The organism is Mesorhizobium sp. AR10 (assembly GCF_024746795.1).
GTDB lineage: Bacteria > Pseudomonadota > Alphaproteobacteria > Rhizobiales > Rhizobiaceae > Mesorhizobium.
On sequence record NZ_CP080524.1, the window covers coordinates 282,519 to 298,742 of the forward strand.

At 62.6% G+C, this 16,224-nt stretch carries 14 protein-coding genes; 2 read left to right on the forward strand and 12 right to left on the reverse strand.

The window, feature by feature from the left end:
* Window positions 1-5: 5 nt before the first annotated feature.
* Complete coding sequence (locus LHFGNBLO_RS04795) at window positions 6-941, forward strand: dimethyl sulfoxide reductase anchor subunit family protein (protein ID WP_258604818.1); 936 nt, start codon at window positions 6-8, stop codon at window positions 939-941.
* A gap of 6 nt (window positions 942-947) precedes the next feature.
* On the opposite strand, the gene pdeM is transcribed toward LHFGNBLO_RS04795, so the two are convergent.
* From pdeM to LHFGNBLO_RS04820, 5 genes are all read right to left on the reverse strand, one after another.
* Complete coding sequence (pdeM, locus tag LHFGNBLO_RS04800) at window positions 948-1,664, reverse strand: ligase-associated DNA damage response endonuclease PdeM (protein ID WP_258604820.1); 717 nt, start codon at window positions 1,662-1,664, stop codon at window positions 948-950.
* Between the two features lie 13 nt (window positions 1,665-1,677).
* Window positions 1,678-4,197, reverse strand: coding sequence for a ligase-associated DNA damage response DEXH box helicase (locus LHFGNBLO_RS04805; RefSeq protein WP_258610042.1), 2,520 nt, complete (start codon window positions 4,195-4,197; stop codon window positions 1,678-1,680).
* Between the two features lie 67 nt (window positions 4,198-4,264).
* Window positions 4,265-5,125 (reverse strand): C40 family peptidase, encoded by an 861-nt coding sequence (locus tag LHFGNBLO_RS04810; RefSeq protein WP_258604822.1) that lies wholly within the window; start codon window positions 5,123-5,125, stop codon window positions 4,265-4,267.
* A 26-nt stretch (window positions 5,126-5,151) separates the two neighbouring features.
* The gene (locus tag LHFGNBLO_RS04815) at window positions 5,152-5,502 is read right to left on the reverse strand and encodes a MarR family winged helix-turn-helix transcriptional regulator (RefSeq protein WP_258604824.1); all 351 of its coding nucleotides are present in this window, start codon (window positions 5,500-5,502) and stop codon (window positions 5,152-5,154) included.
* A 72-nt stretch (window positions 5,503-5,574) separates the two neighbouring features.
* Window positions 5,575-6,939, reverse strand: a complete 1,365-nt coding sequence (locus LHFGNBLO_RS04820; RefSeq protein WP_258604826.1) for a leucyl aminopeptidase family protein — start codon at window positions 6,937-6,939, stop codon at window positions 5,575-5,577.
* Between the two features lie 125 nt (window positions 6,940-7,064).
* On the opposite strand from LHFGNBLO_RS04820, the gene LHFGNBLO_RS04825 reads away from it, so the two are divergent.
* The gene (locus LHFGNBLO_RS04825; protein WP_258610043.1) at window positions 7,065-7,886 is read left to right on the forward strand and encodes a tetratricopeptide repeat protein; all 822 of its coding nucleotides are present in this window, start codon (window positions 7,065-7,067) and stop codon (window positions 7,884-7,886) included.
* A 137-nt stretch (window positions 7,887-8,023) separates the two neighbouring features.
* Here the strand turns inward: LHFGNBLO_RS04825 and LHFGNBLO_RS04830 are convergent, their stop codons facing one another.
* The 7 genes from LHFGNBLO_RS04830 to cpaB form a co-directional block, all read right to left on the reverse strand.
* Entirely contained in the window at window positions 8,024-9,040 is a 1,017-nt protein-coding gene (locus tag LHFGNBLO_RS04830) for a type II secretion system F family protein (RefSeq protein ID WP_258604828.1), read from the reverse strand.
* A gap of 74 nt (window positions 9,041-9,114) precedes the next feature.
* Complete coding sequence (locus tag LHFGNBLO_RS04835) at window positions 9,115-10,128, reverse strand: type II secretion system F family protein (protein ID WP_258604829.1); 1,014 nt, start codon at window positions 10,126-10,128, stop codon at window positions 9,115-9,117.
* 29 nt (window positions 10,129-10,157) lie between these two features.
* Window positions 10,158-11,666, reverse strand: coding sequence for a CpaF family protein (locus LHFGNBLO_RS04840; RefSeq protein WP_258604831.1), 1,509 nt, complete (start codon window positions 11,664-11,666; stop codon window positions 10,158-10,160).
* A 29-nt stretch (window positions 11,667-11,695) separates the two neighbouring features.
* A complete protein-coding gene (locus tag LHFGNBLO_RS04845) occupies window positions 11,696-12,979 on the reverse strand; it encodes an AAA family ATPase (RefSeq protein WP_258604833.1) in 1,284 nt (427 codons plus the stop codon).
* A 26-nt stretch (window positions 12,980-13,005) separates the two neighbouring features.
* Window positions 13,006-13,746 (reverse strand): CpaD family pilus assembly protein, encoded by a 741-nt coding sequence (locus LHFGNBLO_RS04850; RefSeq protein ID WP_258604835.1) that lies wholly within the window; start codon window positions 13,744-13,746, stop codon window positions 13,006-13,008.
* A gap of 14 nt (window positions 13,747-13,760) precedes the next feature.
* Complete coding sequence (locus LHFGNBLO_RS04855; RefSeq protein ID WP_258604837.1) at window positions 13,761-15,278, reverse strand: type II and III secretion system protein family protein; 1,518 nt, start codon at window positions 15,276-15,278, stop codon at window positions 13,761-13,763.
* Entirely contained in the window at window positions 15,275-16,087 is an 813-nt protein-coding gene (cpaB, locus tag LHFGNBLO_RS04860; RefSeq protein WP_258604839.1) for a Flp pilus assembly protein CpaB, read from the reverse strand. Before cpaB ends, LHFGNBLO_RS04855 begins: the two co-directional genes overlap by 4 nt.
* Between the last annotated feature and the right edge of the window lie 137 nt (window positions 16,088-16,224).

A 16,224-nucleotide genomic window follows, 5' to 3' on the forward strand; every position in this document is an offset into this window, starting at 1 on the left:
CCCTCATGCATCCAGCCTTCTCCGTCGTCTTTTTCACCACCGCCACGGGCGCCGGTTACGGCCTGCTCGCGCTGCTTGGCGTGCTCGCCGGACAAGGGTTCGTCCCGCCAGATTTCTGGCTTGGGCTCGTCGGTATGGGGCTGGCGCTTGGGCTGATCTCGGCCGGCCTGTTGTCGTCGGCCGGCCATCTCGGCCGACCCGAGCGCGCCTGGCGCGCCTTTTCGCAATGGCGGAGCTCCTGGCTGTCGCGCGAAGGCGTTGCGTCGGTGGCCACTTTCGTTCCGGCGGGGCTGTTTGCCATCGGCTGGGTACTGCTCGGCCGCACCAACGGCTGGGTGGCCATTGCAGGGGTGCTGGCCGCTATCGGCGCGGTCGTCACCGTCTGCACGACCGGGATGATCTATGCGTCGCTAAAGCCGATCGCCCAGTGGCACAGCCGCTTCACTCTGCCGGCCTATCTGATCTTTTCGGTGATGACCGGCAGCGTACTTTTGAACGCGCTGCTGCAAGGTTTTGGAATGGCCTCGAACATCCTTCTGATAGCTTGCGTGCTACTGACCCTGTTCGGCTGGGGCTGGAAGCTGGCGACCTGGCGATACAATGACAGGCTGGAGATCCCGACAACCGCCAACACCGCCACCGGGCTGGCCGGCGGCTCGGTGCAGTCGCTGGAATGGCCGCATACCGAGGAAAACTATCTGCTCAAGGAAATGGGCTTTCGCATCGCGCGCAAGCACAGCGCGAGGCTGCGCCAGATCACACAAATCCTGACTTTCGCCCTGCCCGCCGCGCTGCTGATAGCCGCGTTCGCTTTGCCTTGGCCTTATGCGACGGTGCTGTCGGGCCTCGCCGCCATCGGCCAGTTTGCCGGCATGCTGGTCGAGCGCTGGCTGTTCTTCGCAGAGGCGAAGCACACAGTCACTCTCTATTACGGCAGATAGGACTGCTCAGCCGGACCGCAGCATCGAGTGTGATATCGCAAAAATGCGCTCAGTGCCGAGCATGTAGGCCATCAGCGTTTCCAGACGGAACAGCCCGTCATAGGCGCGGTCGAGCACATTGAGCGAGCCGGTGTAGGAGCCGAAGGCCGGCATGATCATGCGGCCGCCATCGCCGGCAAAGCAGCGCCGCCGCACCGAGCGGCCGCGCTGGACGATGCGGGCGCAAGGGTGCAGATGGCCAGCGACCTCGCCCTCCACTCTCACCGCCGAAGGCTCGTGCCGAAACAGCAGAGAGCCGATGGCCAGTTCGCGCACGGTGTCGCCGGGCAGATCGGCCGGCGCTTCCGGATCATGGTTGCCGGCGACCCAGAACCAGTCACGGCCAGCCATCAGCGCTTGCAGTCGCTCGCGGAAGCTCGAATGCATGCGTTCGGCGCCGCCGCCATCATGAAACGAGTCACCCAGGCTGATGACGATGGCCGGCTGATATTCGGCAATCACTGCCTGGAGCCGCAGCAACGTCGCGCCGGTGTCGTAAGGCGGGATCAGCGTGCCGCGCCTGGCGATCGAGGAACCCTTTTCCAGATGCAGGTCGGACACAGCCAGAAGCCGAAGCTCGGGAAAGTAGAGGACGCCGCGCGGATCGCAGACGGCACGCTCGCCGGCGATGCCGACCATTTCGGCTTCGGCTACCAGCGATGCGCGCGCCAGCGAAAAATTCATCGCGAAATCAGACTCATCTTTGGCCCATCGCCTCCTCGACCAGATCGGCGGCTTCCATTAACAGCGACTCGTTGGCGCCACCATTCACCGATTCCTTGCCGATCTCCAGCATGATCGGCACCGCCAGCGGCGAGATCTGTTCGAGATGCTTATGCATGATTCGACCGCGGATGCGCGAGAGCATCTCGGCAAGTCTGCTGACATCGAGCAGTCCCGCCGACGCATCCGTGCGCGTCGCCTGCAGCAGGATATGGTCCGGCTCGTGGCTGCGCAGCACGTCGTAGATCAGGTCGGCCGACACGGTCACCTGCCGGCCGCTCTTCTCCTGTCCGGGAAACCGTTTCTCGATCAGCCCGGCGATCACCGCGCAGGTGCGGAAGGTACGCTTCAGCATCCAGCTGTCGTTCAGCCAGGCTTCGAGATCGTCGCCAAGCATATCCTCATCGAATAACGCGCTGAGCGACGGCTTCTTCGCCTTGAACAGCGCCGCCATGTCGTCCAGCGCCCACACGGCCAGCGAATAGTCGGTAGCGACGAAGCCGAGTGGCCGGGCGTCTACCCGCTCCAGCCGCCGCGTCAGCAGCATGCCGAGCGTCTGGTGCGCGAGGCGGCCCTCGAACGGGTAGGCGACCATGTAGTGCCGGTTGCCGCGTGGAAACGTCTCGACCAGAAGATCGCCGCGCTTCGGCAGCACCGACTTTTCTTTCTGCAGGCGCAGCCAGTCGGCGACCTGTTCCGGCAGCGCCTGCCAGCGGTCGGAATCTGCCAGCATGCCGCGCACCTGGTCGGCCAGATAGGTCGACAGCGGAAACTTGCCGCCGGCATAGGACGGTACGATGATGTTGGCGCCGGCGCCGTTGGAGACGACGCATTCGTTCTCGCGGATGCCCTCGAAGCGCAGCACCTTGCCGGCGAACAGGAAATTGTCGCCGGGCCGCAGTGTTTCGGCAAAATACTCCTCGACCTTGCCGAGCACCGGCCCGCCGCGTCCGACAAGACCCCGCCCCTGCCTGACATAGCGTACGTTCAGCTCCGGCATCTCGACGATGGTGCCGACGTTCAGCCGGTATTGCTGCGCAATGCGCGGATGCGAGACGCGCCATAACCCGTCATTCGTCTTTCTAATGCGGGCATAGCGCTCGTAGTTTTTCAGCGCGTAACCGCCGGTGGCAACGAAATCGACGACACGGTCGAAGGTTTCCCGCTCCAGCCCGGCGTAAGGCGCGGCACTGCGCACCTCCTCGAACAGGAGATCGGCCTGGAAGGGCGCACCACAGGCGACGCCCAGCACGTGTTGCGACAGCACATCGAGCGCGCCGTTGATCAGCGGCGGCGTGTCCTGCGCACCAAGATAATTTGCATCGAGCGCTGCCCGGCATTCCAGCACCTCGAAGCGGTTGGCCGGAATCAGGATCGCCTTGGACGGCTCGTCCATGCGGTGATTGGCGCGGCCGATGCGCTGCGCCAGCCGGCTGGCGCCCTTCGGCGCGCCGACATGCACGACCAGATCGACATCGCCCCAGTCGATACCGAGATCGAGTGTCGAGGTGGCGACGATGGCGCGCAGCGCATTCTCGCCCATTGCCTTTTCGACCCGCCGACGCTGGCCGACATCGAGCGAGCCGTGATGCAGCGCGATCGGCAGCGAGTCCTCATTCGCCCGCCACAGTTCCTGGAACAGCAGTTCGGCCTGGCTGCGCGTGTTGACGAACAGCAGCGTCGTGCGATGGCGCTTGATCGCTTCATAGATTTCGGGAATGGCGTAGCGCGCCGAATGTCCCGACCACGGCACACGCTCCTGCGAATCGAGAATGGAGATATCGGGCTTGGCGCCGCCGGTAACGGTGATCAACCCGGCCATGGTGCCCGGCGGGTTCTGGCTGACCAGCCAGCGCCGCAATTCGTCGGGTTCTGCCACTGTGGCGGAAAGTCCAATCGTCTGCAGGCCGGGGACGATGCTGCGCAGCCGCGCCAGCCCCAGCGCCAGCAGATGTCCACGCTTCGAGATCACCAGCGAATGCAATTCGTCGAACACGACGTAGCGCAGATCCTCGAAGAAGCGCCTTGCGTCGGGCGCTGCAATCAGCAGCGCCAGTTGCTCGGGTGTGGTCAGCAGGATGTCGGGCGGCACCAGCTTCTGCCGCTGGCGCTTGTGCGAAGGCGTGTCGCCGGTGCGCGTTTCGATCGCAACAGGCAGCCCGATCTCTTCCACCGGCTTGCCGAGATTGCGCTCAATGTCGACGGCCAGCGCCTTCAGCGGCGAGATGTAGAGCGTGTGGATGCCGTGATGCGCCTGCCCGGGCTTTCGCTTTGGCCGACCGGCCAGTTCAGTCAACGAGGGCATGAACCCGGCCAGCGTCTTGCCGGCGCCGGTGGGCGCGATCAGCAGCACCGACTGCCCGGCTTGAGCCCTTGCCAGCAATTCGATCTGATGGGCGCGTGGCGACCAGCCTTTTTCCCCAAACCATTTGATGAATGGTTCGGGCAGGGCCACAGTGGCATTCTGTTCGGCAAGGCGCGGCTGCTCTGTCACCCGCCAGAGGTACCGCGACGGCACGCAATCGCCAAGCAGAATCGGAACAAAAGGTGATCGAAAAGGTTTACGGCCGCCGAAACCCGGTCGGGCCGCCATAGAGATAGCCGATGCGGGCGACGGCGTCCTTCAGCCCCTCGCGCGACACCAGCATGGTGTGGCCATTGGCGTGGATCATCGTCTCGGCGTCGGTCATGACAGCGACGTGGCCTTTCCAGAACACCAGGTCGCCGCGCCGCAGCCCGGAAAACTCCGGCCCCGGGTCGAGCGGCTCGCCAATAGTCGCGGCCTGCATGTCGGAATCGCGCAGCACGTCCCTGCTGGCCATGCGCATCGCCAATTGAACCAGGCCGGAACAGTCGATACCGAAGCCGGAGGCGCCGCCCCAGAGATAGGGTGTGCCGAGGAACATCTCCGCCACCGCGACATAGTCGGCGGCAGTTTCTGCAACCGGTTGCAGATGGCCAGCGATTAGAGCTTCGCCAGAGGGCAGCAGCGCATAGTGCGTGCCCCGCGTTTCGGCGGCACCGGTCACCATCACCATCGATCCTATCGACAGCTGTCCACTCACCGGGAACCGCAAATCCGGACCGGGGTAAAGGAAGGTGCGCGGCACCGAGACGATATGGGTGGGTGCATGGTCCCGCCCGCCCAGCATGGTATCGGCGACATAGCCGACATAGCCGTCGCGTTCGGCCTGGATCCAGGCCCAGCCTTCGGCAACCTCGAAGACGAGGACGTCGTCGCCGAACAGCAGCTGCGTGTTGACGCCGGCATCGGGTCGCGGTGCCTTGCGGACATCCGCCACGGACGCTGAAATCCGCGCCGGCCGGCCGGCGACAAAACGATCGGCCACAACCTCACCCTTCAGCCTTGCATCGGCAAGATCGGAACGGAAGGCGTGGAGGCGGGCATCCCTGGCAGTCAAATCGGCAACTCGGTCAATTGGTGGGGTCAGATTGGCAATTCGTGGGCTCGGGCGATGATACCATCGCCGAAGCGCTCGACAAAGAGCGCGCCTTCGACCGTGCGCTTGACCAGCACGTTCCGTTTGTCGAGCTCGTCGCGGTGGCGCGACACCAGCTTCAGCGCGCCCATCGTGTCGAGCGCGCGGGTGATCACCGGCTTGGTGACGTTGAGCCGGGCGGCGAGCCCGCGCACCGTATGCGGCGGCGGATCTAGATAGATGGTGAACAGGATCGCCGTCTGGCGCATGGTGAGATCGGCCGCGCCGCCGCGCACCTGCGACAGCATCACCTGCTGCCACAGTCGCATAGCCTGGCTCGGGCGCATGGAAATCGACATGCGGCCAGCATGACGGCAAATTGTTTCGGTTCCGTTTCAGTCACGAGAACTTCAAACGCTATACACGAAGGCTCAGGCGTAGCGCTTCGAGATGATCCTTTCCAAGGCGCGAATGCCCTGCGCCTCGCCACCGGCGGGACCATACGGCCGATCGGAAGGGTTCCAAGCGAAGATGTCGAAATGCGCCCAGGCAGTGGTCTTCTCGACGAAGCGCTTCAGGAACAGCGCCGCGGTGATCGAGCCGGCGAAACCGTCAGTGGTGACGTTGTTGATGTCGGCGATCTTCGACAACAGTTTTGCGTCATAGGGCCGCCACAGAGGCATCCGCCACAGCGGGTCCTCGACCGCGACGGAAGCCACCGCCAACTCGGACGCAAGTGCTTCGTCGCCAGTGTAGAAGGGTGGAAGGTCGGGGCCGAGCGCGACGCGGGCGGCCCCCGTCAAGGTCGCCATGTCAATCAGCAGCTGCGGCTCCTCATCGTCGGCAAGCGCCAGAGCGTCCGCCAGCACCAATCGCCCCTCGGCGTCGGTGTTGCCGATCTCGACGGTGATGCCTTTGCGGCTCGTCAGCACATCGCCGGGCCGGAAGGCGTTGCCGGCAATCGAATTCTCGACCGCAGGGATGAGCACGCGCAGCCGCACCTTCAACCCGGCGGCCATGATCATGGAAGCCAGACCCAATACGTTGGCGGCGCCGCCCATGTCCTTCTTCATCAACAGCATGCCCGACGGCGGCTTGATGTCGAGGCCGCCGGTGTCGAAGCAGACGCCCTTGCCGACCAGCGTCACCTTCGGCGCGTCCTTCGGTCCCCATGCCATGTCGATCAGGCGCGGCGCGCCGACCGACGCACGGCCGACAGCATGGATCATCGGGAAATTCTGTGTGAGGAGGTCATCGCCCTTGATCACCGACATTTCGGCCTTGCGCGCCACGGCCAAGGTCCGCACAGCTTTCTCCAGTTCGTCCGGCCCCATGTCGCTGGTCGGTGTGTTGACCAGATCGCGGGTCAGGAAAACGCCATCGGCGATGCGGTCAACACGAGCCACATCGACACCGGGCGGCAGTGCGAAGCGCAGCGCCTTGCCGGGCTTCTTGCCGTAGCGGGTGAAGACATAACCGCCGAGCGCCACTGCGATGGCCGCCAGTTCCGGCTCGGCCGGTGCAGATGCGAAATGCCAGTCGCCTTCTGGCAGAGCTCTGGCCAGTGCGCCAAAGGCCAGCGCGCTTTCGCCATTGCCGATGCCGAACAGCGCACCAGCCACAGCGCCATTTTCACCCGGCACGACGAGCGTTCTGCCGGCTTCGCCGGAGAAGCCATTGGCGCTGGCCCATGCGATCGATGATGGCGCGAGGCCGGCTGCATCCAGGCCGTCGCTAGCGACCAGATGGACCGGCAGCGCGGTCGTCAACTTCTTCTCCGTGAGTTCGACGGGCATTCGATGTCTCCGGCCGAGGACTGAGTCGGCGTTTCTTAACTGTCCGTTAGGGTTAACAGAATATTTCTGCGTGAGGGAAGATGGCCACGCAATGGTCACGCGTACGAATGGAGACCCGAGTGCCGATGCCGATCAACCGCAGGACGAACGCCACGGGAAAACGGCTGGTCACCACGGCGTTGATGGTGGCACTTGCGGCCAGCGTCGCCGGCTGTGGCACCAGCAAATTCACCACCGGCTCCATCGGACGCACCAACAACAGACCGTTGGAAACCATGTCGGCAGGCGAGTTGCATACCGCCACGGTAGCGCTCGGCGAATCCTACGCCAAGAGACCCGACGACAAGCGAATCGCGACCAATTACGCGGCGGCATTGCAGATGGATGGCGATGCCGACCAGTCGCTCGCCGTTATGCGCAAGCTGGCGATCGCCCTTCCGAAGGACCGCGACGTGCTCGCCGCCTATGGCAAGGCGCTCGCCGCCAACGGCCAGTTCGAGCCGGCACTCGATGCCGTGCGCCGCGCACAGACGCCGGAATATCCGGACTGGAAACTGGTATCGGCGGAAGCCGCCATTCTCGATCAGCTCGGCCAAAAGGACGAAGCGCGCCAGAATTACCGCAAGGCGCTGGATCTCAAGCCGAACGAACCCTCTATCCTTTCCAACCTCGGAATGTCCTATGTGCTGGAAGGCGACCTGCGCACGGCCGAAACCTATATGCGCTCGGCCGCAGAGCAGCCTAACGCCGACAGCCGCGTCCGCCAGAACCTGGCGCTGGTCGTTGGCCTGCAGGGCCGCTTCGACGAGGCCGAGACGATCGCCTCGCAGGAGCTGTCGCCCGAACAGGCGCAAGCCAATGTCGCCTACCTTCGCCAGATGCTCGCGCAACAGAATGCCTGGAGCCAGCTGAAAGACCAGGACAAGACAAAGCCCGCGACCAACTGAGGGCGAGACGCTTCTGCGTCGAACCAGCCAGGCCCGCCAGCATTCAAAGCACATTCCGCAAATATACAAATATAAAAGCCGCGGTGCATCAGCAGCGCGGCTTTTTGCGTAAACTAATATGGTGCATGTCGGGGCGCCTACTGGCTGCTGGATTTTGGCGAGTCACCGAAGACGCCGCGCTCGCTTACCTGGATGCCGGCGGGGCCCAGAATGATGGCGAAAAGCACCGGCAGGAAGAACAGGATCATCGGCACGGTCAGCTTCGGCGGCAAGGCCGCGGCCTTCTTCTCGGCCGCGTTCATGCGCATGTCTCGGCTTTCGCTGGCGAGCACGCGCAGCGCGTGCGCCACCGGCGTGCCGTAGCGCTCGGCCTGGACCAGCGCCTGGGTTACCGACCTGACCGACTCCAGGCCGGTGCGGTTCGCTAGGTTTTCGTAGGCCTGCTTGCGTTCCTGGAGATAGGAAAGCTCGGCATTGGTGAGGACGAATTCTTCCGCCAGCGCCACCGATTGCGAGCCGATCTCGTCGGCAACCTTGCGGAGTGCGGCTTCCACCGACATGCCCGACTCAACGCAGATCAGCATCAGGTCGAGCGCATCCGGCCACGCCATCTGGATCGACTGCTTGCGCTTGGCGGCGCGATTGTTGACATAGAGTATCGGCGCATAGAAGCCGCCATAGGCGACGAGAACACAGACGAACAGCTTGACGAAACCCGGCTGCTCGGGCAGCCCGCCGAGCACGAACAGGTAGACGGCAGCCAGCGCAAAGCCGACAAAGGGCAGGACCAGGCGGAAGAAGAGGAAGCGCGTCAAAGGATTCTGTCCGCGAAAACCCGCCACCTTGAGCTTCTGCAACGTCCCTTCGTCGGCCAGCGCACGCCGCAGGTCCAGCCGTTCGACGATGTTGCGCATGCCGATCGACTGTTCCTCGCGCAGACCCTTGCGGCGTCGATCCGCGTCGGCGGCAAGCCGCGCGCGCTGTTGTGCACGCAACTCGTCACGCTCAAGCGCCACGGATTTCATGCGCGTCTTGAGCTGATTGCCGCCAAGGGCCGGCAAAACCGTGAAGACGGTCGCAAACACCGCGATGCCGACCAGCAACGCGATCAGGAAGGCGGGGTCGGTTAGGGATTTGACGACTTGGTCGGTCATTGGTTCTTATCTTCTTGTTCGAGCATGATCTTTTCCGAAAACCGGGTTCCACTTTTCGGGGTCATGCACGGATCCTAGACATCGAAATTCATCATCTTGCGCATCACCAGGATGCCGATCGACATCCAGACTCCGGAACAGCCAAGGATCAGGTTGCCGGTGGAGGTGGTGAACAGAGGCATGATGTAGTTCGGGCTCGACAGGTAGACGAGAAGGGCGACAACGAAAGGCAGTGCGCCGATGATGACGGCCGACGCCTTCGCTTCCATGGACAGCGCCTGAACCTTGGCCTTCATTTTCTTGCGGTCGCGAAGCACGCGCGAAAGATTGCCCAACGCCTCGGAGAGATTGCCGCCGGCCTGAGACTGGATCTGGATGACGATGCCGAAGAAGCTTGCTTCGGAACACGGCATCGTTTCGGCCATGCGCAAGGTGGCATCGGGGATCGACAGGCCCATCTGCTGTGAATCGACGATGCGGCGGAACTCGGTCTTGACCGGCTCGGGAGATTCGTTGGCGATGAGGCGGACAGCGTCGTTCAGCGGCAGGCCGGATTTGACCGCCCGCACGATGATGTCGAGGGCGTTTGGAAATTCGTTGAGGAACGCCTTGACCCGGCGACCACGGCGAAACGAGACGAACCAGCGTGGCAGGCCGAAGGCGCCGGCCAGCAGCGCACCGGGCAAGACCAGCAACGGCGCACCGGCAAAATAGGCAAGAGCCGTGAGCACGATGCCGCAGACGACGGAGTAGATGTAGAAGCGCTCCATGGAAACCTGCATGCCGGCCTGACGGATCTGGATCTTCAGCGGCGGTTTCTTGACGTTGCGTTCGTTGGCTTTCTGCTTTTCGTCGAGGTCCTTCAGCGAATCCTGGACGGATTTGCGCCGCTTGACTGCTTCCGCGGCGCGATCGCGCGAAGCCTTGACGACGGAACGATCGGTCTCGGCGGTCTTGATCGTCTCGAGCCGCTTGCCGACCTGCTTCTCATTGCTGATCCGGGTGAACAGAAAAGCATAGGCGACCGCTCCGGCGCTGAAGCCGGCGAGCACGATGAATGCCAATACGGTGCCGTCAATTCCGAACATTGATCAGAGCCCCCACGCGTGCAGATGCGTCAGTCAGCGCGTTTCTCCATGGACTCGAGCGCAGTGGCGAGGCGCTGCTCCTCGCCATAGTAGCGGGCGCGATCCCAGAAATGCGGGCGGCCGATGCCGGTCGACACATGCTCGCCCAGCAGCCTGCCGTTCGCGTCCTCGCCCTTGATATTGTAGAGCACGATATCCTGTGTGATGACGACGTCGCCTTCCATTCCGATCACCTCGGTGATGTGGGTGATACGGCGCGACCCATCGCGAAGGCGTGCCGCCTGGATGATCACGTCGATGGAACCGACGACGATCTCGCGCACGGTCTTCTGCGGCAGCGAGTAGCCGCCCATCGCGATCATCGACTCGATACGGTTCAGACATTCGCGCGGGCTGTTGGAGTGAATCGTTCCCATCGAGCCGTCGTGACCGGTGTTCATCGCCTGCAGGAGGTCGAAAACTTCCGGTCCGCGCACTTCGCCGACGATGATGCGCTCGGGCCGCATGCGCAGGCAGTTCTTGACCAGGTCGCGCATGGTCACCTCGCCCTCGCCCTCGAGGTTGGGCGGGCGGGTTTCGAGACGAACGACATGCGGTTGCTGCAATTGCAACTCGGCCGAGTCTTCACAGGTGATGATGCGTTCTTCGCGATCGATATAGTTGGTCAGGCAGTTGAGCAGCGTCGTCTTGCCCGAACCGGTACCGCCCGAGATGACGATGTTGCAGCGGACACGGCCGATGATCTTGAGAATCTCGGCGCCCTGCGGCGAGATGGCGCCGAACTTGACCAACTGGTCGAGCGTCAGCTTGTCCTTCTTGAACTTGCGGATGGTGAGTGCGGTGCCGTCGATGGAGAGCGGCGGCGCAATGACGTTGACGCGGGAACCATCGGGAAGGCGCGCGTCGCAGATGGGGCTTGATTCGTCAACGCGGCGGCCAACCTGGCTGACGATGCGCTGACAGATGTTGAGCAGCTGCTGATTGTCGCGGAACCGGATGCCGGTCTGTTCGACCTTGCCGTTGACTTCGATGTAGACGTTCTTGGAGCCGTTGACCATGATATCGGCAATGTCGTCGCGAGCCAGCAATGGCTCCAGCGGGCCGTAGCCAAGCACGTCGTTGCAGATGTCCTCGAGCAATTCTTCCTGCTCGGCGATCGACATCGCGAAATTCTTGATCGCGATGATGTCGTTGACGATGTCGCGGATTTCCTCGCGCGCGCTTTCGGGATCGAGCTTGGCGAGCTGCGACAGGTCGATGGTGTCGATGAGTGCGGAGAAGACCTGGCTTTTGGTGTCGTAGTAGGTTTCGCTCTTTTCGCGCGGGGCCCTTTTCGGCTCCGGCGCCAAGGGTGGCGCCTCGACCGCGCGGCGGGCAGGCGGCGCAGCAGGCGCGCCAGACTGAGGCGTTGCCGCAGGCCGGGCAAGAACCTCCGTTTGCGCAGGATTTGCGGCCGCCGGCACTGCCGGTGCCGGTGCCGGCTGACGGAATTCCGGAGTGAACCGGTTGCCGTCGTCGCTGCCTCTTTTACCGAACATGATCGACTACCAATTCCGCTTAAGGAGCGTCATTTCTTGTTGCGCGAGAGCTTGCCAAGGAAATTGCCGAGGCCTGCTTTTTTCTTCGTCTTGATTTCGCTGCGCCCGGTCAGCACATGCGCGATTTCGTTGATCATGCCGACGACCGGGCTCTTGGCGTCCATCTCGCCGAGCATGCGCCCGTTGTTGGCCGCGTTTCCAAACAGCAGCGGGTCAAAACCAATGACCGACATCGGCGTGATGCCGAGCGGTTCGGCGAAGTCCGACGTTGCAATCTCGGGGCGCTTTGGCATGCCTGCCTGATTGATGATCAGCTTCGGCGGCGGATCGTTCGGGCGAAGCCGTTTCAGCATGTCGACCAGATTTTTGGTGTTGCGCAGATTGGCCAGTTCCGGCGTCGCCGTGATGACGATCTCGTCGGCCTTGATCAACGTGTTCTTGGTCCAGCCTGTCCAGACATGGGGGACATCGAGCACTAGGAGCGGCACGCTGCGCTGGGCCGTATCGATAAGCTGCGCAAAGGCGTCCGGATCGAAATCGTAGACACGTTCGAGCGTCGAGGGGGCGGCAAGCAGCGACAGATGCTCGGCGCACTGGGCAAGCAGCCGGTCGAGATAGACCTCATCGACGCGTTCGGGCGAAAAGACCGCCTCGGCGATGCCTTGCGCCGGATCCTGATCGAAATTGATGTTGGCCGTTCCGAAAGCAAGGTCGAGATCGGCGACGACCACTTCGGACTTGAACAGCGACGACATCGCCCAGGCCACATTGTGGGCGATGGTCGAGGAGCCGACGCCGCCCTTGGCGCCGATGAAGGCGATCGAGCGACCGATCGGCTCGGCTTCCGGATCGACGAAGATCGATGAAACCACGCTGACGATGTCGGCCATCGACACCGGCGCGATGACATATTCGGAGATGCCGGAGCGGATGAGTTCGCGGTAGAGGCCGACGTCATTGTAGTGGCCGATCACCACGACCTTCGACGTCGGATCGCAGTATTCCGAGAGCTGGGCGAGCTGCTCCAGCAACTGTTTCGGCTCGCTGCGCGATTCCAGCAGGATCAGGTTCGGTGTCGGCGCCGACTGGTAGAATTCGATCGCGGTGGCGACGCCGCCCATATGCACTTTCAGATGTGCCTTCGCCATGCGGCGATCCTCACCGGCGCGCTCGACCGGATTGGCGACACCCTCGGTCTCGCAAAATGCCTGGATCGAGATGCGTGGGATCGGCCGCAACGCCTGCATCGCGGCGATGTCCTGTTGCGAGGTGTCGCCACTGTCCGAAGGGGTCTCGTAGGCAAGATTGTTCATGTCCGCGTGCTCCGAACTGCTATCGATCAGTAGTCGACTTCTGTTTGCGGGACCGGCTTGTAGATTGGGGCGTCTCTATATCCGTCAATGACGAGCCCGCGCCTCGCGGCGTCGATGGGCGTCGGCTTGCGCGGCCCGAGCAGGTCGGCCGGGTTGGCCATCTGGGCGGCAAGGTTGTTCTGATAGGAACAGCCGAAATCGGCATAGTGTTTGTTTTCCGACGTCTGCAGCAGATCTTCAGGCCAGCGTCCGCATTTGTCGGTCTGGGCTTTCAGCGAGATATAGGCAACGCGGATCGGGGCCGAGGCTTCGGCGGAAACGGACTGATAGGAGGTCATGAGGATCCGGTTCCGTTGGATGCCGCTGGCGACCGCCAATCTGGCGAAATCACGTCCGGCCGCGGCCGCGGCGATCTCGTTGGCCGAGCCAACCGGGATTGCGATCGTCAGCGCCGGGGCAGCGCTCTTGTCGTAACCGTCCAGGAAGCCCGAAAGCGTGTCACGCTGAAAGCGGGTCATGCCGCGATCGCCGGCGCCAACCGGAAGATCGATCTTCTCGTTCTTCTCCGCAATCACGATCGGGTGCGTTGTGCGATAGTCGTCCGGAATTGCACCAACCGTGACGCTGTCGCGCTTGAGATTGGCGCAACCGGCCAGCGACGCTGCGACCGCGATCGCCAGGATCGGAATGGCCGATCGGTAGATCCGCTCGCGGCTGGACCATACCGTCGCGACCATCGTCATTACCTTCGATGCTGACTGAGACATGTCCGCTTCCCCGCTTACTTGTAGATGAAGCCGACAACGCCGTGGTAGCGGCCGTTGGGCTTGTCGGTTTGCATGGTGCCGTAGACGCGGTTGACACGGCCAAGAAACATGCCGGCGCCGTCGCTCGGTGGGTTGAAATTGTCATCCGGCTTGGCCAGGTCATTGCGCGCTACCGGCTTTACTAGGTAGGGCGTGATGATGATGACAAGCTCGCTTTCATTGCGGACGAAGTCCCGGCTGCGGAAGAGGGTACCGAGCACCGGAATTTTTGTCAGCCCGGGCAAGCCGTTGACTGCCTGCCGAACGTCATCCCGGACGAGACCGGCAATCATCATGGAGCCGCCGGACGGAAGTTCCACCGTGGTGTCGGCAAGCCGCTTGCGAAGGGAAAGCACGTTCATGCCAGGCCGGGTCACGCCGCCCGACAGGGACACCGATCCTTCCGTGGTCGGTTCCGAAACCGAGGTCCTGACCTTCAGACTGATGCGTCCTGGCGACAGCACGATCGGCTGGAACTCGAGCCCGATGCCATACTCGATCTTTTGTGTCGTATAGGTAATGCCGCCGCTGCTATCCTGCGCCGACTGGTTTTGTACCATATTGAACTCGCCGCCGACCTTGAAAGTCGCCTTCTCGCCGGAGACGGCGGTAAGCGTCGGCTCAGCCAACGTCTTCATGACGCCGGATTGCTCCATTGCGTTGATGTAACCCTGCAATGTAGAGGTGGCGAAGTCGACGCCCGAATGCGACAGCGACTTGCCGAGGCCCGCGAAATTGTCGCTTATGGCGCCATAGCTGATGCCGTTGCTGCCACCATTGCCGACCATATTGACGCCGAGCTGCTTCATCACCGAGCGGCTCACTTCCGCAACGGTCACCTTCAAAGTTACCTGATCGTCGCCGATGATCTGCAACAGGTTGACGATCTTGCTGACACGCCGCGCTTCATCTGGATTGTCGATGGCGACGCCACCGTTGGCCGAACCGCCGGCTGCGGTCTGCGAGTATTGTCCCGTCGTCGCTTCACCGCCAGTCACGAAGATGGTCGCGAGTTCCTCGGCGCGCTTGGAGTCTATCGGAGTATCCACGGTACCGGTCAGAACGACGTTGTCGTTCAGCAATTCGACCTTGATGTCCGCCGTCGGAATGAAGCGTCTGATATAGCCCTCCAATCCGGCGACGTCGCGTTCGACCGCCAGATCCAGACTGGCAATCTGTTCGCCATTGGGGCCAAAGACGAAGATGTTGGTCTCGCCCACCGACTTTCCAAACAGGTAGATGCGCCTTGCGGTGCGGGTCACCGCATCGGCGACCACCGGGTTGGCGACCAGGATGTCATAGGCGTCACTCGGCAGGTCAATGACCACCGATTTGTTGAGGCCGAGCTTGACGCGCTGGGTAGCGGTCGAAGCTGTCACTGCGGCATTCTTGCCCGCAGCCTTCGCCTCGATGAGGCCATGCGTATTCGTTCCGATGAGAAACAGGCCGATTGCCGCAGCCATCGCGACCGGCAGTTTAGCGTTTAGCCTCATTTCCTTGCCCCCACTTCGGAAACTTCGCCCGACTTGATCAATCGCACAGTTCCGCGCCGTCCATTGCCGGAAACGAGATAGTCGGCCTCACCCGAATCCTTGTCCTGGTTGTCCTTGATCGACCGCAGCGCCAAGGTCAGGCGATCCGCCATCTGCTGGGCGACCGTGATGATCTCCGCCTGTTGCGGCGTCAGCTCCAGCGTGGCGGTCTGGCCGACTCTGGTCTTCTTGCCTTCCTCGTCCTCCTGGATGGTCTGATCGATCGCCAGGACGCGAATGTTCTTGAGGATGGTCTCGGTTGTAAAACCACTGCCGCCGCTACCGGTGTCGGACCTGCGGGTCATGATGACGTCGACAAAATCGTTGGGAAGAATGAAGCCGCCGGCCGAAGTGTCGGCCGAGATCGCAGTGGCGACGGCACGCATCCCGGTGGGCAGCATCGACGACATGAAACTCTGCCCCTCGCCGATCAGCTTGGAGCGCCGCAGCGGCTCGCCCGTGTACATCGCCATGCGGGCGACGGAACCCTTCAGCTTGTCCAAAGCCTCGGGCTCGGCGGCGCGGGTGATGAAATTCGCGTTGACGCCATCGGCCGGCCAGGACTCCCAGCTGATGTTGTTCTCAAGCGGGCTGCCCATCGCGACATCACCGGAAAGGACAAGCACATCCTGCAGCGCTATCGCCGGCGCCTGGGGGGCATTGGTGACGACTTGAGGCGGCGGAGCCGCGACCATGTTTTTGGCAACATATCCTGCGCCACCCGCCGCAGCCACCGCCACGCTCAGAATGATCAGTCGGGATGCTGGCATCTGTCCGAACCCTCGCCTTGGCAACTTAGCCCAGGCCGGACTTTGCAGCGGCAATCGTCAAAACAAGGTTAATGCAATGCTTACGATCGTGATTAATTTAAGGTTTACATAAATTAGAGGGAACCCGGTTCCGGTAA